This window comes from uncultured Zhongshania sp., assembly GCF_963975605.1.
Taxonomy (GTDB): domain Bacteria; phylum Pseudomonadota; class Gammaproteobacteria; order Pseudomonadales; family Spongiibacteraceae; genus Spongiibacter; species Spongiibacter aquimaris.
In genome coordinates this window covers 63568-87447 of the sequence record NZ_CAXBHN010000006.1, presented here as the reverse complement: position 1 = coordinate 87447, position 23880 = coordinate 63568, and the positions used below count along the sequence as shown (strand labels likewise).

General features: G+C 49.3%; 19 protein-coding genes and 1 pseudogene. 7 read left to right on the top strand and 13 right to left on the bottom strand.

Annotated features, from left to right (window positions below):
• The first annotated feature begins 98 nt into the window (after positions 1-98).
• Together AAC007_RS07735 and AAC007_RS07730 are read left to right on the top strand one after the other, a co-directional pair.
• A complete protein-coding gene (locus tag AAC007_RS07735) occupies positions 99-662 on the top strand; it encodes a glutathione peroxidase (protein WP_296434822.1) in 564 nt (187 codons plus the stop codon).
• 12 nt (positions 663-674) lie between these two features.
• Positions 675-1763, top strand: a complete 1089-nt coding sequence (locus tag AAC007_RS07730) for a DUF3080 family protein (RefSeq protein WP_339675747.1) — start codon at positions 675-677, stop codon at positions 1761-1763.
• 172 nt (positions 1764-1935) lie between these two features.
• Here the strand turns inward: AAC007_RS07730 and AAC007_RS07725 are convergent, their stop codons facing one another.
• A complete protein-coding gene (locus AAC007_RS07725) occupies positions 1936-3402 on the bottom strand; it encodes a RimK family protein (protein ID WP_339675745.1) in 1467 nt (488 codons plus the stop codon).
• A gap of 219 nt (positions 3403-3621) precedes the next feature.
• On the opposite strand from AAC007_RS07725, the gene AAC007_RS07720 reads away from it, so the two are divergent.
• Positions 3622-4731 (top strand): GNAT family N-acetyltransferase/peptidase C39 family protein, encoded by a 1110-nt coding sequence (locus AAC007_RS07720; RefSeq protein WP_339675743.1) that lies wholly within the window; start codon positions 3622-3624, stop codon positions 4729-4731.
• Positions 4732-4741: 10 nt separating this feature from the next.
• Positions 4742-6055, top strand: a complete 1314-nt coding sequence (locus tag AAC007_RS07715) for a flavohemoglobin expression-modulating QEGLA motif protein (protein WP_339675741.1) — start codon at positions 4742-4744, stop codon at positions 6053-6055.
• Between the two features lie 127 nt (positions 6056-6182).
• Here the strand turns inward: AAC007_RS07715 and AAC007_RS07710 are convergent, their stop codons facing one another.
• The 10 genes and pseudogenes from AAC007_RS07710 to bla form a co-directional block, all read right to left on the bottom strand.
• Positions 6183-7028 carry an OmpA family protein gene (locus tag AAC007_RS07710; protein WP_339675739.1) on the bottom strand — a complete coding sequence of 282 codons (846 nt, stop codon included), beginning with the start codon at positions 7026-7028 and terminating at the stop codon, positions 6183-6185.
• Positions 7029-7331: 303 nt separating this feature from the next.
• The gene (locus AAC007_RS07705) at positions 7332-7613 is read right to left on the bottom strand and encodes a pyrimidine/purine nucleoside phosphorylase (RefSeq protein WP_219041951.1); all 282 of its coding nucleotides are present in this window, start codon (positions 7611-7613) and stop codon (positions 7332-7334) included.
• Positions 7614-7691: 78 nt separating this feature from the next.
• Positions 7692-10799 (bottom strand): efflux RND transporter permease subunit, encoded by a 3108-nt coding sequence (locus AAC007_RS07700; protein WP_339675736.1) that lies wholly within the window; start codon positions 10797-10799, stop codon positions 7692-7694.
• A gap of 79 nt (positions 10800-10878) precedes the next feature.
• Entirely contained in the window at positions 10879-12039 is a 1161-nt protein-coding gene (locus AAC007_RS07695; RefSeq protein ID WP_339675735.1) for an efflux RND transporter periplasmic adaptor subunit, read from the bottom strand.
• Between the two features lie 437 nt (positions 12040-12476).
• On the bottom strand, positions 12477-14762 hold the full coding sequence (locus tag AAC007_RS07690) for an ATP-dependent DNA helicase (protein ID WP_339675733.1): 2286 nt from the start codon (positions 14760-14762) through the stop codon (positions 12477-12479).
• The gene (locus AAC007_RS07685) at positions 14759-16492 is read right to left on the bottom strand and encodes a VRR-NUC domain-containing protein (protein WP_339675732.1); all 1734 of its coding nucleotides are present in this window, start codon (positions 16490-16492) and stop codon (positions 14759-14761) included. Before AAC007_RS07685 ends, AAC007_RS07690 begins: the two co-directional genes overlap by 4 nt.
• Before the next feature lie 547 nt (positions 16493-17039).
• Positions 17040-17156: pseudogene (locus AAC007_RS07680) on the bottom strand (alpha-hydroxy-acid oxidizing protein); the annotation flags it as partial.
• Between the two features lie 12 nt (positions 17157-17168).
• Positions 17169-18083 carry a bile acid:sodium symporter family protein gene (locus tag AAC007_RS07675; protein WP_339675730.1) on the bottom strand — a complete coding sequence of 305 codons (915 nt, stop codon included), beginning with the start codon at positions 18081-18083 and terminating at the stop codon, positions 17169-17171.
• 33 nt (positions 18084-18116) lie between these two features.
• On the bottom strand, positions 18117-19514 hold the full coding sequence (locus AAC007_RS07670) for an FAD-binding oxidoreductase (protein ID WP_339675727.1): 1398 nt from the start codon (positions 19512-19514) through the stop codon (positions 18117-18119).
• A 10-nt stretch (positions 19515-19524) separates the two neighbouring features.
• Positions 19525-20475 carry a subclass B3 metallo-beta-lactamase gene (gene bla / locus AAC007_RS07665; RefSeq protein ID WP_339675725.1) on the bottom strand — a complete coding sequence of 317 codons (951 nt, stop codon included), beginning with the start codon at positions 20473-20475 and terminating at the stop codon, positions 19525-19527.
• 316 nt (positions 20476-20791) lie between these two features.
• Between bla and AAC007_RS07660 the strand changes: the two genes are divergently transcribed.
• The 3 genes from AAC007_RS07660 (at position 20792) to AAC007_RS07650 (ending at position 22548) form a co-directional block, all read left to right on the top strand.
• Positions 20792-21493: a FadR/GntR family transcriptional regulator gene (locus tag AAC007_RS07660; RefSeq protein ID WP_339675722.1), complete on the top strand. Its 702-nt coding sequence runs from the start codon at positions 20792-20794 to the stop codon at positions 21491-21493.
• Positions 21494-21615: 122 nt separating this feature from the next.
• Positions 21616-21975: an SDR family NAD(P)-dependent oxidoreductase gene (locus AAC007_RS07655; RefSeq protein ID WP_339675720.1), complete on the top strand. Its 360-nt coding sequence runs from the start codon at positions 21616-21618 to the stop codon at positions 21973-21975.
• Positions 21976-22548, top strand: coding sequence for a hypothetical protein (locus tag AAC007_RS07650; RefSeq protein ID WP_339675718.1), 573 nt, complete (start codon positions 21976-21978; stop codon positions 22546-22548).
• 69 nt (positions 22549-22617) lie between these two features.
• Here AAC007_RS07650 and AAC007_RS07645 read toward each other — a convergent pair whose 3' ends face one another.
• Positions 22618-23037 (bottom strand): hypothetical protein, encoded by a 420-nt coding sequence (locus AAC007_RS07645; RefSeq protein WP_339675716.1) that lies wholly within the window; start codon positions 23035-23037, stop codon positions 22618-22620.
• An 87-nt stretch (positions 23038-23124) separates the two neighbouring features.
• Entirely contained in the window at positions 23125-23847 is a 723-nt protein-coding gene (locus AAC007_RS07640; RefSeq protein WP_339675714.1) for a hypothetical protein, read from the bottom strand.
• Positions 23848-23880 lie beyond the last annotated feature (33 nt).

Sequence of the window (23880 nt, the reverse complement as noted above, 5' to 3'; positions counted from 1 at the left end):
TGTTGAGTTGCGAATTAAAGAAAATGCCATGAAGATGCACCTTTCGGTAGATTAAGACATGGCTACCGAAATTATCAAACCAACACGGGATTAACACCATGCGCCAACTATCAGTGCTGCTATTCATTTTGATCGCCATCTCTTCACGCTCCCAAGCCGCAGAGAAAAGCTGGCAATGCCCCGACTATCTCAAGCAATCACGGGCCACTCTTGAAGCTGGCGATCTCAATTTATGCGACACGGTAAAAAGTGCGAAAGCAGTATTGGTAGTCAACACCGCAAGCATGTGTGGCTTTACTCCTCAGTTTGAGGGACTTGAGGCGCTATACCAGGAATTTAAAGAACAGGGTTTACTGGTATTAGGTGTACCCACCGCCGATTTTGGTGGCCAAGAGTATGAAAGTGCCGAGAAAACTGCCAAAGTTTGCCATGCGAATTACGGGGTTAGTTTTCCTGTTTTTCATAAATCCTGTATTCGCTGTGACAAGCCAGACCCACTGCTAAAATTGGTAGCCGATGCCAGCGGCACCCCGCCCAAATGGAATTTTTATAAATACGTGTTTGATCCTGCGACAGGGGAGACAGAAAGCTTCAATTCAATAACAACCCCGGATTCAAAATCACTGCGCGCCGCCGTCAGCAAGTTACTGCCGAGCGAGTAAAGCGAAGCTCGCATGACCAGCTACCGCCAACCGTTCTGGAAGTATATTGCCGCCGTTGCTTTTTGTTTGCCCCTTATCCTCGCTGGCTGTTCAGATAGCAGTGAATTAGAAAATCATTGGCGCGACTATCTTACAAGGCTTGCTCGCGTTCTCGACAGAGAGGCGAGCACGTCGCCGCAAGACGCTTTTTTGCACTTCCCTCGGCCGCGGGACATGGCAATCACCTTTGCCGATAGCAATATCGATCTCTTGGATTTCCTTCGCATGCGGCAGTGTGCGCTGAGGGAAACTATTGCGGAACGCAACAGTATCCTTGGCCGACACGGTGACGCGAGTGCGAAACTGATATTTGATTTGCGCTTTCTCAGTGAGGCGGAAACGTGTATTGACATTTTACACAGAGAAGGCAAGGCATCCCTTGCCGCAACGCTGCGCGAAGCCGTAAACCTAAAACAGCGTGAGCTTCCAAACCGGCTGTTTGCGGCTGGCATTGCCGGCGCTGAATTTCGCGAATTCTGGCAGGCACCGCCAGATTTGCGCAGCTACCACCCCGATCGTGGAGACGATCCCAGCGCAGCGGCGCTGGCGCGCTGGAATCGCTGGCAACACCAATGGTTAGCTGGCAATTGGCAGCACGATAAGGACGAGATGCTCAGCACCTTGGGTAAAATAAGACTGGGAGATGGCGGCGCGCTGCTAAAAACGCAAATACTGAATATTCGTGAGCTGAACGCCGCTGCGGATATTATTGATCAGCGTGTATCCGGGCGGCCTTTGTGCCTGCAAGCCTCACCCACACCGGCCGCCCAGCAATTTCGCAATGTACTAAGCACCTACTTTATTAGTCAGGTTCAACGACAGGCCAGCCTAATAAACAATCATCAGTTTGGCGTCCAGAGTGAAATCACAGCTATCGAAAACGAATTATTTGCGGCGATGGCGGCCAATGGGCTAACGATTCCGATAGCGTATTTGGATTGGAAAAAGCAGCGCGACGATTTACTAATAGAGTCAACTCAGGCGCAACGCCAACACGTTAAACTTGCTGGCGCGCTATTGGCGCAATGTGGTTTGTCACCGGGCGGAAATAATGAAAATTGAGGCCGTGCGTAGGTCGATGACAGGGCCAGTATTGGGTTTAGTGCCATGTCCTTGCTGCGTGCCACCCCTGTGTTGGGTTTCGCTTTGCTCAACGCCAACCTACGATATTCGCGCAAGTGCGGGTGTGGCGCAAAGGTGCTTTGATTATTTGTAAAACCTCGGGCTATAAATACTACCGTCGGCGTTGTTCCATCCGGCGCAGAAAAACCTCCATCACCGAGTCGTAAAGGCCGTCGCCCAGAAACAGATCTTCGACCCCTGAATCAATACTGGGATTGTCATTCACTTCAATCACCACAACGCGGTTGTCAGACTGCTTTACATCGACACCGTAGAAACCATCGCCAATTAATTTGCACGCCTTTACAGCTACATCAATAACCTTCTTTGGCGCCTCGTAGGTTGGCATCGTGTCAAAGCCACCAGACTGACTTTTGCTGCTGCTGTGCTTATAAATTTGCCAGTGATTGCGGACCATATAATAGCGACAGGCGAACAAGGGCTTGCCGTCTAACACGCCAATACGCCAATCGTAGTCGGTGTACATAAATTCCTGAGCGAGCAGCAGGGCCGATTTATCAAGTAAGCGCTGGCTTTCACTGACGAGACTGGCCCAATCTTCCACCTTTACCACCCCGCGAGAAAACGCGCCGTCTGGCACCTTCAATACAATGGGATAGCCCAAGGTCTCGGCGATGCGCTGCAGCTCCTCAGGATTATTGCGACGCAAAAACTCGGTGCGTGGCGTCGGTACTTTGTGACTGCTAAGCAAGTCAGCCAAGTAGATTTTATTGGTGCAGCGTAATATAGAGGTGGGATCATCCATCACCACCAACCCCTCTGCCGCCGCCTTTTTAGCAAAACGGTAGGTGTGATGGTCTACGGATGTGGTCTCGCGAATAAAGAGACCGTCGTACTCCGGCACACGCAAATAGTCCTTTTTGGTAATCAGCTCCGCCGATATGCCCAGCTGCGCCGCCGCCTTGGTGAATTTGCGCAGTGCGCCTTTATCGCTGGGGGGCAGTTTTTCTTCAGGATCAACCAGTATCGCCAAATCGTAGCGAAAGGTTTTTCTGGCTTTGGGCTTGCGCCACATCTTGCTGCTGAAACGCTCAAAGGTCGACGCGAAGGCTTCCTGCTCACCGCCGGGCTTAAGTGATTTGAGTCCAATCATTTGCAGTTTTTTAATCTGCCAGCGGTGTTTATATTCTAAGGAAATTTCAATTAAGGGCGACGGGAAACGCTCAAATACCGCTTTGGTAATCGAGGCATACTCTGGAGCCAAACACTCGCCGAACCAACTTCTGACACTCAAGGTGTCACCGCTCTTGGCCGCAGGCAATTTGGCGAGCAAGGGTTCCACGCCCTCCAACAAGATATCCGACAGCGATTTTCGCGCCAGCTCACTCAGGGTATTCACCGATGGCAGCACATTGTGGCTGCGAGCTTCCGCCAATAGCGAACAATAGTAACCGGTGCCTAAATAGCGATAACTTTTGCAAAGATTAATGACCCGCACGCGCTCACCGCTACTCTGCGTCACGCGCTCTAGATAGTCATCAAAGGTGATAACATCCTGACTGGGATAGTAGGGAGACCAATCTTTTAGGTCATCAACTACAACAAAAAAACGCGACATCCGGCAAATCCTAATGGAATAAACAATGACCGGCATTCTGCGACCAATTTATACCATTAACAATATGCCGATGATGATTGTAACCAGTAAATATTGCGCAGTATGATCCACTCTTTAGCGGGGCTTATGCGTACCATGTATTTAGTTGTATTCACGTCCTCCTGCGAACACTCTTCCTAATAGCGGCGAACTAATTATGCGCTCATGTACCACTGCCCAATGAATATTATTCGCGCCGCCACCAAAGATGATCTCGATGCCCTCGAAGCCATAGAGCAGCGCTGTTTTAGTGGTGACAAACTCTCGCGCCGCAGTTTTAAAAGCCTCATTAAACCTGGTGCTCATTCCAGTTCCGTCATCTTAAGCAATGGTGTGCCAAGCGGTTACAGCATCGTCTTATTCCGCACCGGTACCAGCCTGGCGAGACTTTACTCCGTTGCCTTGGATCCCGACTTTCGCGGCCAAGGGCTTGCCCAACAATTATTAGCCCACGCCGAAACTCAGGCCCGCGAACGCGACTGTCTTTTTATGCGCTTAGAAGTCCGCGTCGACAACCCCGCTGCCATTGCGCTGTATGAAAAGCTGGGCTATTTAGCATTCGACCGGATTGAGGACTATTACGAAGATGGCTGCACAGCGTTGCGCTTTGAAAAACGCCTACAGGCAGAAACCGGCTCGCTTATTACCGAGCCGCCGGTCTACTACCGGCAAACCACCGAATTCAGCTGTGGGCCGGCCGCGCTGATGATGGCAATGCGCAATATCGACACAACATACCCCATCAGTCGTCGTGAAGAATTACAAATATGGCGCGAGGCGACCACCATCTTCATGACAACCGGACACGGCGGCAGCTCTCCACACGGCTTAGCCCTATCGGCCCTAAAGCGCGGTTTTAATGCGCGCTTATATATCAACCGCAGCGGCACGCCGTTTATCGACAGCGTGCGCAGCGAAGAGAAACGTCAGGTCATCGAGCTAGTACACCAAGACTTTAGCGAACAGCTGCAGCACTACCCCGCCAGCCTCGAAATTAATCCTTTGGGGCCAGCACAGTTTCGCGAGATTCTCGAACGTCACGATCACGTCATTGCACTTATCAGCACCTGGTCCTTAAACCGCAATCGGGCTCCCCACTGGGTCTATGTCAGCAAGTCAGACCAACACTTTGTGTATATCAGTGACCCAGATACCAATGATAGCCGCTGGCAAAGCGAGACTGACTTTATGCATGTGCCCATCAGCATAAATGCCTTCATCAATATGGCCAGCTTTGGACGCAACCGGCTGCGCTGCCTGCTCGCCATTCAAACCCCAGATTCGGAGTGACCCATAGCGCATGAGTAATCAATTAGATCGACAGTATCAAGAGTCGCTCAAGGAGCTTTCTGAATCGCTCATTGCTATTCAAAAGCCCATCCTCATTCTCGATTCAATTAAATGGCCGCAAACTATTGAAAAGCAGTTTTTTCACGACAAGGCGGAAAAATTACCCGCCGTGGACAGAGACTACTATCTACGCAACCCGCTAAATTTTGACCCTGCGAGTAAAAGTGCCGAGCTCAGCCATTTGCATAAGCAAGTTGAACTGCGCCTTGGCAAGAATGATCCGCTGGGCAATATACTGGCGGAAACCATCGAACAGTACCTGACGGTAATCAAGCTGGTTGAAAATCGCGGCAAGCCAGAATTTTTGCAGGCCAGTCGCGAGCTGTACGGCTCGGCACGCGACCACTTGCGCGGCGATAAATTGACCCTCATCGAAATGGGGCAGCGCCTCTGCCATATTTTCTCACTGCCCGCCGCCAAACACCTCGCGGCCGCCTACCCTAAAAATATCAACGCCGAGGCGGCCGTGACCGCCCTGCAACAGCGCTTGCAACCTTACTTTGCCGAGAGTGCATTTACCGTTAGGGAAACCGATGGCATCGTCTCCGACGCATCGGCGGGTGGCGACTGCATCAAGGTCAATACCCACTCATCCTTCTCCACCCTGGATTTGCAGGTACTTGAAGTACACGAAGGCTGGGTTCACGTCGGCACCACTTTAAATGGTCGCAATCAGCCCTGGGCAACGTGGCTAAGTGTTGGGTCACCGCGGATTACAGCCCTTCAAGAAGGCTTGGCGGTATTAATTGAAACCCTGACCTTTAGCTCCTTCCCTGATCGCGCGCGGCGGATTAGCGACCGTGTCGTCGCCATTGATATGGCGGAGAACGGCGCAGATTTTTTAGAGGTTTACCGCCACTTTGTTGCACAGGGCTTAAGTAATCACGACAGTTATAAAATAGCGCAGCGAGTTTTCCGCGGCGGTATGGTCGAAGGCGGCAGTTGCTTCACAAAAGATCTCTCTTACGTAAAGGGCTTTGTGGAAACTGTGAATTTTATTCGCAGCGCCATTCTGGCCGACAAACCAGAGTTACTCCCCATGCTCTTTGTCGGCAAAGTTGCACTGGACGATATACCCGTACTCCACCAATACCAGCAGGCTGGCTTAATCAAAGCGCCCCGCTACCTACCCCCCATGTTTCGAGATATTAACGGTCTATACGTGTGGTTTGGATTTTCGAGTGGAATGTCGCTATTGGACTTGGAGCGCGTGCAGATACATTTCAAAAATTTATTTGAGCAAACTAATTTCGTACCGCAATAGCCAACAAAAAAGGCGGACTAAGCCGCCTTCTATTGCCCCCAATGTGGGGCATTAATCTACATTTTAGTGCAAATTCATAAAATCGCATTCAGCTTATACGCACCAATTTGCTGCATATAAACCGTCATTAGCCACCTACTCGCTGGACAGTTTGCTTTGCCTCATAGGAACTCGTAGTTTGACCCGGGTAGATTGGCGACTCAGTAGTCACGTATTCATCAACCGCTGACTTGACCACAATCCGTCCATTTACATCTTTATGAACATCGCAGTGGTAGCTATAGGTACCCGGATTATCAAACTGCAAACTGTAGGTGTCGCCCTTCCAGCCTTTAGTCCAAATACGAGTGCCCGGTACGCCGTCAAAGGTAATGTCGTGGGATATCTCGTCGTAGTTCGTCCACGTTACCTGGGTACCAACGGGCACCACCAATTCCATTGGCTTGGCGTGGAAGGTAGAGATATACACATTCGTTGGTTTGGGCTCAGAAAGTACCAAGGTGCCGACCAGTTTCAACTCAACACGACGGTTGCTGGCTCGGCCCTGCGACGTCGCGTTATCAGCCAAAGGTTCAGTTAAACCAAAGCCTTGCGCGACTAACTGATTGGGATTAACCCCCGCAGAAACAAGATAATATCGCACAGATTGCGCCCGATTTTGCGACAGATCCATATTGTAATCGGCGGCACCAATTGAATCGGTATGGCCCTGCACGGCGACCTTAATCGTTGGGTTTTCTTTTAGCTCACTTGCGACCTTATCAAGAAACGCAAAGGACATTTCTTTGATACGTGCAGAATCCGTATCGAAATGTATTTCACGTAAAATTAAGGTGTCACCCTGTTTGCAACCGTCGAGTTCCAGCGCCGAATTCGCCGTTGGCGCCTTGCACAAACTGCCAGCGGCAAAACTAAACGGCGCCCACGCGAACACCCCTACGACTAGCAATAACCCAAATTTCATTTTCTTCATATGACCCCCGTCATGAAGCGCTGTCGCAGATTACCTATAACCAAACGATAATCTGAAAGACTTAACGCACTAAAAAGCTTCAAATAAATTGTGAATACATGTGTGACCCAATGCAGATCACAACGGGGAATAGCAAAATACGAGCCGATTTCACAAAATTGACACTTCGTGCCTTAAGCGAGGTCAGAAAGCCGGAAGAACTTAACAAGACAGGAATAGCACGAGTAGCTCTGGAGGGAATCAAAAGCCACGAGTCGACGAGCGAAAAAGCGCCTGATCAAGGCGCTCTTTGATTCAGAATACTTAACCGTATATGCAAAGGTAAGCGGTGTTAACACCCACCTGCAGATCAAAATGACTATTAGCCGGAACATCAAAGCCCTGACCTGCACCAAAAGTCTGCCAATCACTTTGACCCGGCAGTAACACGGTTAAAGCGCCGCTAATCACTTCCATACGCTCCGCCGCCTCGGTACCAAAACGATACTCGCCCGCCGCCATCACACCAACCGACGCAGGTTTGGTTTCTGTCGCAAAACCCAGGGACTGAACTTTTTCATCAAAATAGCTATTGTGCTTAATCATATTCGTATCCTAAAGGGGCAAAAAAACCGCGTCATCATACGCGGCCTTCTCCTCACGCACCAGTGCGCGGCAACGCAACTATTCGGCGGTCAAGGCCGGCGCTGGCGCAGCGCCATGATCACGCCCGAGATACATATACATCGCCGGCACCACAAACAAAGTAAACAAAGTACCAATACTCATACCAGATGCGATAACCATGCCGAGTGAGAACCGCGATGCCGCACCTGGTCCCGTCGCCAGTAACAGCGGAATCATTGCCACAACTAATGCCGCAGTGGTCATCAATATCGGACGCAAGCGGATAGACGCCGCGTCCTCAATCGCGTCACGCTTAGACAAACCCTGCTCCTGCAAACGGTTGGCAAAGTCGACAATCAATATCCCGTGCTTTGAAATAACACCGATGAGGGTTACCAAGCCAACCTGGGTGTAAATATTCAAGGTCATACCGGAAAAATTGGTTAGCTGCATACCGTTGGTCATCGCAAAAATATTCAGCGTAAGCAGGGCCCCACAAATCGACATTGGCACGGTAACCAAGATGATCAAGGGGTCACGATAAGACTCAAACTGCGCCGCCAATACTAAATAGATAATGATTAAGGCAAAACCGAAGGTCGCCAGTAGCGCCGAGCCCTCCTGCTTAAACTGACGTGAACTCCCCGCGTAATCGATTTTAAATCCGGCGGGCATTTCATCGCGGGCAATTTCTTCCAGCAGCGCTAAGGCTTGGCCCTGCGAAACATCAGGGCGCGGTACCGCAACGATGGTATTCGAGCGCAGCTGCTGTGCATGAGATAAGAATCGCGGTTTGACCTTATCACTAAACGTGGCGATGGTTGATAGCGGCACTAGATCCCCGCTGCCGGTGCGCACATAAAATTCACCCAACTGCTTAGGGTTTAATCTGGCATCTCGGGTGACCTGAGTAATCACCTTGTAAGACCGTCCTTGAAATGCAAAGCGATTCGCTTCAGCACCCGCCATCATGGCGGCCAAGTCTGCGCTCAAGGCATCCATATCGACACCTAGCAGCGCTGCTTTATCGCGATTAATATCAATGGCGGCCTCAGGGCGATCAATATTCAAACCCGGCGCGGCGAAGAAAAATCGATTACTCGCCAAAGCCCTTTCAACAACTTTATTGCCGACATCCGCCATGGTTTGCGCGTCGGCAGTTGACTTGAGTACAAACTCAACAGGGTAGCCCTGACCAGGCGTTGGCAGCGGCGGCGGCTGAAATATTGCCGCTCGAACGCCGGGGATTTTTTGAAATTCCGCGTTTACCTGATCGGTAATCTGAGCCATGGTTTTATCGCGATTATCCCACTCGTCAGCGATCATTCCCATAAACGCGGTATTCGTGCCACCACCGGTGTTCATAGTAAAGGCAAAAATATGTTCTACATAATCATTGCCAAGCGCAATATCCTGGCTCTGCTTAAAGTAGTGTTCCAGGTACTGCTGCGATGAATATCCGTCTGTTTCATGCAAAGACCCTGCAAAGCCAAAATCCTCCGCGGGAGCTAATTCGGACTGGCTTGACGTGAAAAGGAAATAGCACGAGATCAACACAATTAAGCCAAAAACCCCGATAACATGCCGCTGATCTAAGGCGCCGTGCAAATTTCGACGATAGGCTTGCCGCCAATTTTCAAATTTTTCATCGAGAAAATGCGCTAGGCGACTACCAGAAGTGTCTTCTATGGACGGCTGTAAAATCTTTGCGCACATCATCGGGGTTAGTGTAAGCGCGATAACGCCCGAAATTAAAACAGCGCCCGCCAAGGTAAAGGCGAACTCAGTAAACAAGGTGCCCGTGATACCCGTTAAAAAACCAATCGGGGCATACACCGCAACCAGAGTAATGGTCATTGAAATAACTGGCCCAACCAGTTCTCTCGCACCTATCAAGGCTGCCTTTTCCGGCTCCAAGCCCTCTTCAATATGTCGGTGAATGTTTTCTAATACTATGATGGCGTCATCCACGACCATGCCAATGGCTAAGACCATCGCCAATAGCGTAAGCAGGTTTATCGAAAAACCCATGCTGAACATCAAAAACAGGGCGCCAACCAAAGATAAGGGAACCGTGACGGCGGGAATTAAGGAGCTTCGAATTGAGCCGAGGAATAGGAATATCACCACAATTACGATCAAGACCGCTTCAATCAACGTGGCCCTAACGTCACTGATGGCGTTGCTGACATAGACTGTACTGTCAAAGCCAACCTCCCCCTCAAGCCCCTCTGGAAGCGCTCTAAATATGGCCGGAAGTACTTCTCGCACCTCTGCCATCACATCGAGCAAATTGGCGTTGGGGCGGACCGTTAACGCGACAAACAAGCTGGGGCGACCATCCCATCTAGCACTGCTATCGTAGGTTTCCGAACCTAATTTCACATCGGCCACATCCTGAAGACGGACCAAGGCATCGTCGCTTGAGCTGACTACCATTTGCCGAAACTCATCGACATTGCGCAGATCCGTTGCCGCCGACAAACCCACCTTCACGTAATTACCATTGGTTGTACCAACCGCCGACAACACGTTTTGTTTACGGATCTCGGCAAAAACCTCGCTGGCAGTTAAATTGTAGGCCACTAATTTTTCCGGCTTCAGCCACACGCGCATTGCGTAGTTTTGTGCACCCAGAATCTGGGCCTTTTCGATACCCGCAATAGCGGCAATTTCGGGCTCAACGACTCGAACCAGATAATCGGTAATCTGGCTCTCACTTAAAATGTCTGAGAAAAACGAGATATACATAGCGGCGGTGGCGCTGCCGTCCGCCAATTGAATAATTGGATCTTCAGAGCCTTCCGGCAACTGGTTGCGAAGCTTGCCTACTTTTGCAGATATTTCAGTTAAGGCTTCATTGGCATCTTTATCCAAGCGCAAATTTGCGGTGATAGTTGAAATACCTTGCCCAGACTGTGAGGTTAAGAAATCAATGCCATCCGCAGACGCTATTTCTCTCTCTAGCGGCGTGGTCACAAACCCCTCAACTAGCTCTGGATCAGCGCCGGGATAGGCAACCGTTACGGTAAGCTGGGCGTTCTGTAACTCTGGATATTCGCGCACCGTTAAATCCAATCCCGCACGCAGACCGAGGAACAATATAACCAGGCTCACCACCACAGCGAGCACTGGACGTTTTACAAAAATATCTGTGAAATTCATCTATTCTCTCAGCTTACTAGCGCACGCAATGCTCGGGGTTTTATGGTGTGCTTACCACGCACCGTATCAACGACTCACCTCAGCCCTGAGGTGGACTCGGATTTAACTTGGGGGCTAGTGCATTACTATTATCAATAATAACCGGTTGTTTATTTCGCAATTTAAGCAAACCACTGCTAGCTACTTCGTCACCCACCTCAAGTCCCTTACTAACCGCTATATAGTCGCCTCGGGCATCGCCCAAAGTGACAAAGCGTTGAATGACTTCAAGATCTGTATAAGGCCCCATCATGGGATTGGGCTCATCAGGCGGCGGTGGCGCTTCGGGATTTTTTTGCACCACAAAAACAGAGTCACCATAGGAAGTGTAATTCACCGCAGAACGGGGGATCACTGTCACCTCATTGCTGTTAGGCAAATTCACCACCACTGTGGCAAACAAGCCAGGCTTAAGCTTTCCCTCAACGTTCGATAAACGCGCACGAACGTCCACATTGCGTGTCTGTGGATTCACTTTTGGCTCGATTGCTAGCACTTGGCCTTCATATGTTTCATCGCCGTAAGCATCTACCGTTACGGCAACTGTTAGGCCGGGCTCCAAGATAGACAGGTAGCGCTCGGGAATGGAGAAATCAACATCAATGGGATCCAATTTCTGCAAAGTGGCTATAGCGACACCCATGCCTAAATACTGACCCACATTGACACGACGTATACCCAATTGGCCGTCAAATGGCGCTTTAACCGACTTTTGTTCCAAGCGACCTTTTTGCGCCTGTACGGCTGCCAGCGCAACATTGGTTTCCGCAACCGCCGTATCGAACTCAGATTTCGAGATCGATTTACTCTTATATAACTGCTCGCTGCGCTTACGATTCAACTCCGTTAACTCGGCCTGCGCCTGCAAGCGCTTTAAGTCGCCCTGCTCACTGGCCGACGCCATACTCAGCAGAAGATCACCCTGTTTGACGGACTCTCCAGAATCGAAATAAATATTGGTGACAACACCATCCACTTCCGCGGTGAGATCAGCGCCATTGACCGCCACTAAACTGCCGACAGATTGCAGGCGACTCTCCCAGGTCATCGCCTCGGCTTTCGCACTAGATACCGTCACCGCGGCGGGCGGCATAGCATTTAGAAATTCGTTCATCTGCTTCGAGCCGAACCACTGCATGCCAAATACGCCGCCAAATAATACTGCACTCAGCAGCAGCATAATAACCATCCGCCTGCTCATAAACTTTCCCTATGCAATCTAAAGTTTGGAATTTTCGAAAAATGTTGCACACAAAAAACACCATCTGTCAGCACTTTTCATCAAAAAATTAATTAATTAAAACGCTGAGTTAGACGCTTTTAAAATTGGCTCAAAAAGTAGCACTGTCTTGCAGAAAGGTCGAGCACTGCTGACTTTTATTACCACAGCGTAATCGTTAATACACAGTAACTTAAATGTGTGTGATCAGTAAAACAGCAAGCTAAAGCGCACTTTGGTCACCGAGCTGCACGGGGCGCATTCAACCCAAATCGTCAAGGGTATCAGCTAGGGGGATACACATTAGTTCAAGGTTGTTGCACTTCATCTTTTCTGGCGTTCGGGCAGTTTCTTCAGTCACTATTTACCTGCATCGCCAGTGATGCTTGATTTGAATTTTGCGGGCAGATTGAAGCGACTTAAATACCCCACCACTTAGGTAGAAGTGATCGCACCTTTTTCCAACCATAGCGGGCGTCAATAAGCTCGATAACGCCGCGATCCTCAGGCGTCCGAATCAAGCGCCCCGCCGCTTGTATTACCTTTTGCAAACCTGGGTATATATAAGTGTAGTCATAACCCCTACCGTAGCGGGCTTCCAAGCGCTCCCTTAGCACCTCATGAAATTCATCGTGTGGCGCTAATCCGAGAGTCGCGACAAATACCCCAATCAGTTTATCGCCAGGTAAGTCGATACCTTCACCGAACACACCGCCCAGTACCGCAAAAGCAACACTTGGCGTGGTATCACTAATATCAGTTATAAATTGTTCACGCTCAAATGGCGGCATGCCGGGTGTCTGGCGCAGCAGTCGCAGCGCCGGCGCCAACGCCCCCAAACGTTTATAGACAGTATTGAGGTAATCAAAACTGCTTAAATACACCAAGTAATTACCGGGCTTTGCCTTATATTGCGCAATAATACGCTCGCAAATTGGCTCCAATGAGTCTTCGCGATCGTGGTGCCTAGTACTAATGTTTGTTACCAGCCGTAAGTCGATTTGGTCTTTGGCAAATGGGCTTTCAATGTCAATAAAGTGAGTTGTCTGCGGCAATCCCAAAAGATCTCGGTGGTAGTCCGCAGGTGACAGGGTCGCAGAAAACAGAATCGTACTTACGGCATCAGTAAATCGCTGCGCGAGATGATCGGCGGGAATCAGGTTGTCGATGAGTAGCTTTGCGCTGCCCGGCTTTGCTCGCGCGCTGCCTGCAAAGGTTTCAAACTCCAAGGTACACAGGGAATGCTCATCAAATTTATCTGCAAGTCGCAAGAATCCAAGCGCCGTAAACAGCACATTCTGCACCTCTGCGGCAGCAGGGTTATCGGTTAGGTAATCTGTAATCGCTGAAATTAGGCCGTAAAGCGCCGTATTTAAATCCTCAGGCACTGACTTTAAGTAGTAGCGGCGCTGCTCAATGTCTTCATCGCTATCCAGGAAGGGGCGAATCATTGACGCCCACGCGCTTTCAAGTTCGGACATGGGTTTGAGTAGCGGGGCCGGCACTTTGCGTATGCCATAGAGCATTTCCGCTTCACCCAAGGCAATGCTATACATCCCTCGTGCGCGATCAATTAAATTATGCGCTTCGTCGACTAGTGGCATTACCCGCCACTCATTGGCGATGGTTAGGCTGTACAGCAGTGCAAACTGGTCGTAGTAATGATTGACGTCAGCCACGACCACATCGCACCAGCGCGCCATTTCCTGCGCTAGAAAATAGCGACACAAATTGTGTTCGCCGGCGATGCGGCGAAGTGCGCTTTGAGTTAAAAAACCCTCCTCGACTGCCTGCTGTCGGGCAGCGGGTAAACGGTCAAAAAAGCCCTTCGCTAATGGGCAGGAATCGCCATGACATGCCTTATCCGGGTTGTCGCATGCCGCCTCTCTCGATGACAGCTCAAGCACTCGCAGCGGCAAACTCAAAGATTGCGATTCTAGAATTATGCGCAAGCCATCCAGCCCTAATTTACGCCCCGTATTGCGATTGGTCAGGAAGAATACGCGATCCAGCTCCACCTCAGGCATCGCCCGTAAGGCGGGAAACAATACCCCCACGGTTTTGCCAATGCCCGTTGGCGCTTGCAGTAATAGCGGCACTGCGTTCTTGGCAGAGAGGTATACCACTTTCGCCAGTGAATGTTGGCCCGTTCTAAATTCTGGATGAGGAAAGCTCAGCGCAAGTAGGGCATTGTCTCGACCTTCACGATGCGCAGTCTCCTGCTTCGCCCAACTTATATAGCACTGACAAAGCTCTTCTAAATAATCCTCTAATTCAGTCGCTTCAAACGTAATATCTTCGGTGGTTTCCAGCTCATCACGCACTTCGAAATAGGTCAGTCGCAAGGCGATACTGTCTCGCTTATCACGTTGACAAAGCAGCGCACCATAGACTTTGAGCTGCGCCCAATGCAAATCGCGACGACCTGGGCCAATACGGTTTACATTACCGCGATGGGTTTTGATTTCCTCTAAAAAGCATTCTTGTTGATTGGCATAATAGCCATCTACGCGACCGCTCACTTCCAAGCCAGCACATTGCCCCTTAAGCGCATATTCGGCGACGTAGGGATCGGGGCGGCGCTGCTGCACCACAATATGCCCCATCATGCCCTCTTCAGACGTCGGCGCGGGGGTATAACGAAATTCTAAACTTCCGGTGCGAGCAGCGAACTCGCACAGCGACCTAACTGACACTCGCATCATGGCGCGTCTTCCCAACGTATTTCTGCCACGGAAACTGGCAAACCCGCTGCAAGCATAGTCTCTATCCAAAGCCGCTGATGATCTTGTAAACGATCCCCTGGGCCTTTGACCTCTACCAGTCGATACGTATGTTGATTTAGATTAAACACGATTAAATCAGGCATACCGCGGCGGTGGTTACGCAAATCACTTAGCAAATGGCGAAACACAAGCTCAAGGTGTTCAGCGGGAATATACGCCAGCGCGTGCTCCAACAAAGATTTCGGCAATGACGGCCAATGTATCAGTGTGCAGGCAATGCCCTGTTTCGCATCCCAGCACGCCAGCATCGCGGAGCGATACTCACCGGTCTTAAGGAGGCCTAATCTCGCATCAATTTCCCGTTGTCGTAGCACTGCAAAATCAGGCCGAAACAGATCCGCAGGCCCCGCCTGAAAGGGATGAAAGAACGCACCAGGAAGTGGCGCATAAAGCACGGGCCACATCAACAAAGCAAAGAGACCCGTAAACAAGGTGTTTTCACAATACGCGCCAACAACACCCTCCTCTTTTGCAAGCTCATTTAACGCCGCCAGCTCCACACGGTCTTCGCCTTTCACCAATTGAAAATGATGAGTGGGAATTATTGATTTAACTGGAGCGGTAGTTGCCAACTTGGCCTTACGTCGCAGCCGGTGGGCAATGCGAGAAAGGTGTAGCCGTGGTTCAGGGCGACGAATGTTTAATAGGGTGTTTTCTAGCTGTACGAGCATCAGCTCGATATCGCTGCGGTTCTTTTCCTGCAAGCGATATAAACGCACTTGAGCTTCATCCAAGGGATTGTTCGAATAAATGTGTATAGCCAAATCAACATCGGCCATTCGCTCGGCCTGCTGAGCGAGCTGAAACATCATGCGTTGGCGCCGGTGCTCTAGCCACGGGTTACCTAACTGACTGGGACAGTCGCGCAAAATATCGGCGACCGGTTCCTCTTCAAAAAGCCGCACCTGACATTGGTGAATCGCAATATAGTCATCCAACTCCCGCCGTGATTTAAAAGCGCGGGACTGCAGACTAAACTCGACAGACTCATAGCGCTGATGTCCGAGCTCAGCAAGAACAAACTCCGACCAGTCTTGATACAGATTTCCAAAGAACATCAGCCGCACCCGCTCTAAGAGTGCGCCGTTTCTCAAGCCGACAATGTGTATTGAATTATCTGGCCACCAGTCACGAAGAATACGAGATCCTTGCTCCTCGCCTAACTCCAGAAGCGGATCAAATAATTCGGACTTTCGAATATTTTTTGCAAAACCATACCCAGCATCGGACAGCAAAGTGTGCAACTCCGCGCGACGACACAATCTATACAAATCATGGGCATCAAGGTTAGGCTCTAGATCCACCCAGTCAGATTGCGCAAGCTCGTGCAATGCGTCGTCGATCGAGGGGATTTCATCGTAAGCCAAGGTATCACGGCGGAACAGCTCGCCCTTGCGCATAACTAGACGGGCAACTATTGCCTGCCCTGCTTCCGATTGATTCAACAACTGCACCAGTAGCGCCTGCTCATCCTGCAACAGCAAATCCGCGTGATGAGCTAAAACCCAGCGAATCACCGTTTGAAAGTTTTCTAAATAATAGAGCGGATTGCTAAGTGATGCGCTTTGCAAGGCGGGCACCGCTGTCGAAATAATGGCTATGCTATTTTCCTTATCACTATCGGGTGCACACATTAATTGGCTAGCCAAACGTTTAGCTCCTCTTGGATTATCGTCCACATTAATAGAAAAGCTGGCTGCTGCCTTTTTGTTCTCCTATCGAAACATACACAAGCTCCCCAAGGCAATATGAAGACCGTTTCAAATTGTGTAACGGAGTGGTCTAAAATTTTGGGGCTATTCAAAAGGCCGTCACCATCAGCAAGATATGATCTTACAATGCTTCCAGTAGTAGGTCGCTTATAAGCTCAGCTATCGCGATCTGGAGGAACTCATGCAGGAGCGCGGTTACGACGTAAACCACAGCGCGGCCTAGGTTGGGTAGTCCGTTATTCACCACGCATCGAAAAAAAAGGTCTTTCATAAAATCAAAAAGCGAGCTGGCAATAGATGACGGCTAGACGAGACTTATATAAAGATTTAAAGAGAAAGTAAAAACCTCATTGTTGAGCATGATCACAATTTTATATTACAGGTAGTTCGCCCCGCGCTCGGTTTTAAATCATTCAAGTTCTACAAGAGCTACTTTGGCAGAAGCCGATCTCTGGAGGATGCTGAAGAAAGACAAAACAAGAGTTCACTGAAAGCCTTGCTCCCCCTCAGCTACTAAACCGAAGAGGTACGGGCGTCCTGTCGCGTAAGTACTCGCGCCTAATGCCAATACCTTAACGATATACAAGCCTCTTCGTATAGCACCATCACAATATCAATAAGGTTCTTTTCTAGACTCCAACCAAATAGAAAAAGAAGCAAACAATGACCCGGTTATGTTCAACCACACACTGAATATTGCCCCAGGCAAAGCCACCGCAGGGGTGAATAATTTTAATGCCAAGGCCGTCGCCAAACCGGAATTTTGCATCCCGACTTCGATTGCGATGGTGCGACTAACTACGCGATCGAAACCAAGTAATCTTGGCCCCAAATAACCTAACAACAGGCCGCTAACATTATGTAACAAGGTCGCCGCGCCCACCGTCAAAATAGCAATACCAAGACTGTCAGCATTTAAAGACACGACAATAGCGATAATCACAAGAATAATAGCTGTCGCTATTGGTGCCAGGTAAGCTTGAAGCGGACGCAAATAATGACCAGCATAATGATTTAATAAAACGCCAAAGCTTACGGGGAGCAATATGATCTGAACCAAACTCATAATCATATCTTTGGCGGGAACAGGCACGGTTTCACCTAAAGCAACAGACATGATAAACGGCGTCATCAGCACGCTCATTACGGTCGAAATTGCCGTCATTGATACTGATAATGCCACATTGCCCTTCGCCAGATACGCCATTACATTGGAAGAGGTTCCTCCAGCAACAGACCCCACTAGCACCAGGCCAGTAGTATATTCCTGGTCTAACTTCAGTAGTGCAGCTACAAATAGCGCCACGATGGGCATGACCGTAAACTGCAAAACAATGCCTAAAACCATCGCGCCTCGATAAGCCCGAATTTTAATGAAATCCTCTGGTTTTAACGTAATCCCCATGCAACTCATAACCACAACTAACAGCGGCACAATTGCGCCTTTTAAAGGAGCAATTAATTCGGGGTTTAAATAACCTATAAGCGCAGCTATTGGCGCGAGAATCGGGAACAATATTAACAGCATAAATATCCCCAAACCGCGCCAGCAAATAGCATTCTATACATCAAATATTTTTCCTCTATTGAGGATGTTCAGAGGATCAAGCGCACGCTTAATCACTTTCATCAAATCCAGCTCTTCGATACTGCGATTCTTAAGCAACCAACTTTTTTTCTCCGTCCCGATGCCATGCTCTGCAGAAATAGAACCCGCATATTTCTCCAGCGGTTTGTAAACTTGCTCGTCAGACTGCCCATGTAAATCTTCGCCTACCGAATTGGGTGTTATAAATAAATGGAGATTCCCGTCGCCCATGTGCCCCATGATGTAACACTTACTCTGCGGCCACAGCTTATCCAGGCCCTGTTTAACCGCCGCCACATAGTTCTCCATATACTTAATCGGTAAACTTACATCGTAAAGAAAGGTCGGCTGCGGTTTAACGATCGCGTCGAAATCTTCGCGAATATCCCACAACGCTCGGCGCTCTGACTCGGATTTAGGAATAATGGCATCAACAACCAGGCCATCTTCCATGGCAGACTCCATCGCCGCAATAAAGCGTGGGCCGTCACCTTCAGCGTCTGCACCAGCAGCTTCTAACAACACGTAGAAGGCGTAATCTCGCCCCATTGGAGCCCGATGCCAACCTGGCTCAGTCACTGCGTGAAAGTAATCTCCCCACATCACTTCGTATGCGTTCAGCGCCGCACCCAGATCACCCTGCAAGCGGCTCAGCAATTTAGTCACTGAGGCGAAATCATCAACTGCCACCAAGCACGTATTGCGACTGCGCGTCTGCTGCTGCAGCTTCAACGACACGCGAGTAACAATACCAAGCGTACCTTCAGTGCCGATAAATAATTGTTTTAAGTCATATCCCGCATTGTTTTTTAGCATGCGGTTCATCGATGACATGATTGTCCCGTCGGCAAGCACTACTTCCAAGCCAAGCACTTGATCACGCATCATGCCGTATCTAATAACATTGATGCCGCCCGCATTGGTAGCAACATTTCCACCGATCGTGCAACTACCCCTTGCACCCAAATCTAATGGAAAATACAGACCCTGCTCACTCACAGCCTCTTGCAGATACTGCAAAGTCACGCCCGCCTCAACTATTACTGTAGAACCAACCGCATCAATCTCTTCAATTGAGTTCATCTTTTCCAGCGAGATAATGACATCTTGATTATTTACCGTAGCTCCTTCTACACAGCCGGTGAGCCCACCATGGGTGACAACAGTTTGACCAAACTGATGACATAATTTCATCGCCGCGCTGAGCTGTTCAGTAGTATGTGGTTTTAATAGGGCTATGCCCTGCATTGGCGAGCTGTCCCAGTAACTACTCGCCCTCTCCCGCAGGGCGTCACCGGTCAAAACACACTCCTTACCTAGCAAGAGCTCTAACTGGCTCAATAAATTTTCTGGCTGCTTTATATCAGTCATCGTACTCACCTTATTTTGATACTGCTTTAGACGCTGACAGGGCTCGCCATTCATCATCTAATTGTCGAAGAAATTTAAGCTCATCGTTCTGAATAAACATTGTCCATTCGTCAGGATCGACAAAGGGGTTTACCGCAGGGTTAGCCTTACGCTGCTCCAGCTTGCCAGACAAATTAAAGAAGAATGGGTGTTGCGCAAGATAGACGTCCGGAGACAAGGAGGCCAATACAGCAAAGGTCTTTTTATAGTCTTCTGCAATATTTGGGTAAAGCGGGTTATTAAGCAACTTAACACCGGCATTCACTGATGTACCGCCGAGAAAGGCCACCTTATAGTCTTTTTCTCCCTCTCGAATTGTGGTCGTCCAAGTCGTACAGCCTTTGGTGTGCCCTGGCGTATCGTAGGCATGAATAGTCACGTCACCCAGGGTAAAACTGTCACGATCTTTAATCACCCGGTCAATTGGCACTGGATCCCAATTCAAGCCCAAAAAAGACACCGCCGACGTATCTTTGCCGCTGGCAATAGATTCAGCATCAAGTCCGAGGGCAACTACTTTGGCAGCAGTTTGCTTTTGCATATTAGCCAAGCCGCCGACGTGGTCCCAATGGGCATGACTAGAAATAATGTATTTAATATCGCTGAGCTGAAAACCCAGCGATTCGATATTATGCTTGATGGCGTCAAACATCATCGGCGTGCCGGCATCCACCAGCACCAGTCCTTCTCCAGTATTAATAACGAAAGAAGAAACAGTGGTAGAACCTATATAATAAATACCACCGATAATATGCACTGGATCCATTGGCTCACTCAATGCGTGTTCGAATCGCTCCTTAGGTGTGTGCTTAATCTTTTCTTTATACTTAGCGAGCAACACATCCGAAGGCAATTCAGCAAAACACGCTATTGCGAAAGCGAACACTATCGCTGCAACGAATATTTGTTTGACTGTTTTCACTAGCAACTGCTCCTTTTTATATCCCAGCGGCAATGGCCTTAAAACCACCCGAAAACGGATCTAACTAAACTAAAGATAAATTCATGGCTTACATCCAGCTTCACAGCATTTATTATTTAGCATCTCGAAACATTGGCAATGACATAAACCGCATAGCTGTAATACAGGATTGCAGCTATATAGAGAATAGTCAAATTAAATCACCATTTTAAAGCATTACCTGTATACAGGTTGGCATCCTGACACACGAGGCTACCTAGCGCTTGGCAGCCTAAGATGCTATCTTCTTAAAACAAAAAATTATGATGACCCGCAAATGCCAGACTCAGATTTAAACCAAGCCACATCGCTATCCTCACAAGTAAGCCAATATCTCTGGGAGTACATTTCACGAGAAAAACTGCGCCCAGGCGATGACGTACTCAGCGAAATGCAAATCGGTCGGGATTTAGGCATTAGCCGAACCACGGTACGTGAGGCTTATCGCTCACTAGCGGCGGTAGGCATACTTGAGATAGGGAATGGTCGGCGACCAAGATTGATGTCGATGAACTCAAACGTGCTGGCGCAAGTATTCGGCTATGCCTTGCAAACTACGCAAATTAGCTACCGTCAGGTAATGGAGACTCGGCGCAGCATTGAAGTTCAAACCGCACAACTAGCGGCAATCCGGGCTACCGACGAACAAAAGCTATCACTAAAGTCACACATAGCGGCAATGCGCGACGCGATGGACGATCATCAGCGCCGGGTCTCAGCAGATCTTGCCTTGCACCAGGAGCTGGCCGAAGCGTCCCACAACCCCGTAAATCGACTATTGTTAGACGCGCTGCAAAACCCCTTGATGGAATCCTTACTAGTAGACCTTGGCAGCCAGCGCACCCTAAACGATATTTCCCGCATCATTGATGCCCATGAAAATATTGTGAATCGCATTTGTGATGGCGATGCAGTTGCAGCGGGCAATGCTATGTATAGTCATTTCGAATTATCGGCCAGTATCGGTTCGCCGACATAATCGACGAGTGATTTAAAGTCGCGCTCCCTAAGCTCCCAGACCAATTATTCGTTTAGCTGGACCTGGAAATCCTGACACTCCCGCTTAGCGCCCAACCCTCAGTAATAATAAAGAGCACCATTATGACCGCAATGACGTTTTCAAAAAAAGCGACCGCCGAAGCCGTCACCGACGGCATGGATCTCAGCGGAAAGACTATTGTCATTACCGGTGTTAACTCAGGGATTGGCTATGAAACAATGCGGGTGCTGGCGCTGCGTGGCGCCCATATCATTGCCTGTGCTCGCAGTATTGAGAAAGCCCAACAAGCCTGCGAGAGCATCGCGGGCAAGACTACGCCGGCGGTGTGTGAGCTGAGTGACATGGCATCGGTGAAACATTGCGCAGAGACTATACAAGCGCTAAACACGCCGATCGATGTCATTATCTGCAATGCAGGCATTATGGCGCTACCCACACTGCAGGTAAAAGATGGCCTGTAATTGCAGTTTTTAACCAATCATATGGGCCACTTCCTGCTTGTGTATTTACTGCAAGAACAGCTAAAAGCAGCCAACAAAGCTCGAATCGTGATGCTATCCAGCGCCGGGCATATGGCAGCGAGTAAGCGCGGCATTAATTTCGGCAATCTCGACGGTAGCAAGCGCTATAATGCATGGCAATTTTATGGGCAGGCAAAGCTCGCCAATTTACTCACCGCGATTGCCTTTAATAGACACCTTGTGGACGCCGGTGTCACCGCCAACGCGGTTCACCCTGGAGTGATTAACACCAATCTCGCCCGCGACGTTGGCGGCTTCATCGGCATGGCAATGAAAACTGCGCCGGTTAAGAAACTGCTCGATATCTCCATAGGCAAGTCCATACCACAAGGCGCCTCGACCAGTTGCTTTGTTGCCACTCATCCGTCACTTGAGGGTATTGGCGGCCGCTACTTTTCCGATAACGCCGAGGCCAAGCCAAGCAAACTTGGTCGTGATGAAATGCTGGCTGAGCAACTGTGGAGCTACTCCGTCGACTATCTCGCACCGTATATTGGCGCCGAGCAGTCCTAATTTGTAACCGATCGGTGCGCAGGCATGATTCATGCCTGCGGCCACGTTCTTAAAATATCTCTCTAAATTTTAGACCTTCACAAAAACCGGTTTTTGAAGGAAATAAAATGACAGACAGGCGATAACGCCTCCGGCAACCTGGATTGATGCAAAATTATTTGGCGAGAGACCAAGAGGGATATACTCGATCGCCATAAAGCCATAAAAAACGCAGAAAGCGGTGTACAAATGGAATGCACCCACAAAAAAGAAAAGTGCTATCCACGACCAGAACTTCCTATTAATTAAGCCCACAGAAATGCCAATCATCATTAACGCCACAAGAATGATCACTATTTTCTTGTTCATAATTGAGGTTTCCACTGGCAGTGGAAAATAGTTAAAAAAACCAGGGTCCGGTATCGGCGTGGTAAACAACGCCGCCAGGCCCAAAATCAAAAATAGTATTGCGGTAGGTAATACATGTTTCTTATAAACCGAGTTATTCATATTATTAATGCTCATTCGTAAACGTAATTTTTAGCAAGTCACTTTCTAAACCTATTCTTCTCACCTTCGTCGCTAATTAAACTATGGCTATTCTCCTAATGACGTGTTGAAACTCTTGAGAAAATAACTCCGCAGTAGATCACCTATTTCCTCAACACCCTGATAGCGCTCGCCCATCAACTGTTTAACTGTCGTACAAGCACCAACCTCAAATCGACCTTGATCACCAATCAGCTCATAAAGTTGATTAATGCCACCAGTGGCCGTATCCAAATCAAGATCAAGGAGTATGCAGGCGTGTGCTAGTACCGCTACATTTTCCGTCTGCTTAATAGGTTTACGCCGCTGCGCGGTTCCAACAATCTTCTGGCCGTCTACTTGTAAATTAAATCGACCATCACAAAATGACCCCGGGACATCACCCACTTCGGCGTTAATACCCAGCTGGCTAAAAAGCCCGATTAAAAATTTACAAAGCAGATCGTAACTTTCCTCTATACCCTCAGTGACAGGTGCGGGGTAGATCATCGAAAAGTTGAGGACACCAGGCCCTTGTGGCACGCAACTGCCACCCGTTCTACGAACATGCACTGGCCAAGCTCTCGCCGCCAACTGAGCGCAGGCCGCGCTAAAGTTAGCACCACGCTGCTCTTTGGGGGTGGCAATGAGCGCTTGCTCACAACGCCACACCCGCATTACGGCTGTGGCGTTTTTCGCGCAGGCCGCAAAATATTCTTCATCACGAGCTAAGCCGAGCTCTGCCGGCACCGGCAATATCGCGTAATCGACATCCCAACTTAAGTCGTTCATACCGCCAATACCCCACCGTCACTATTTGCCCGA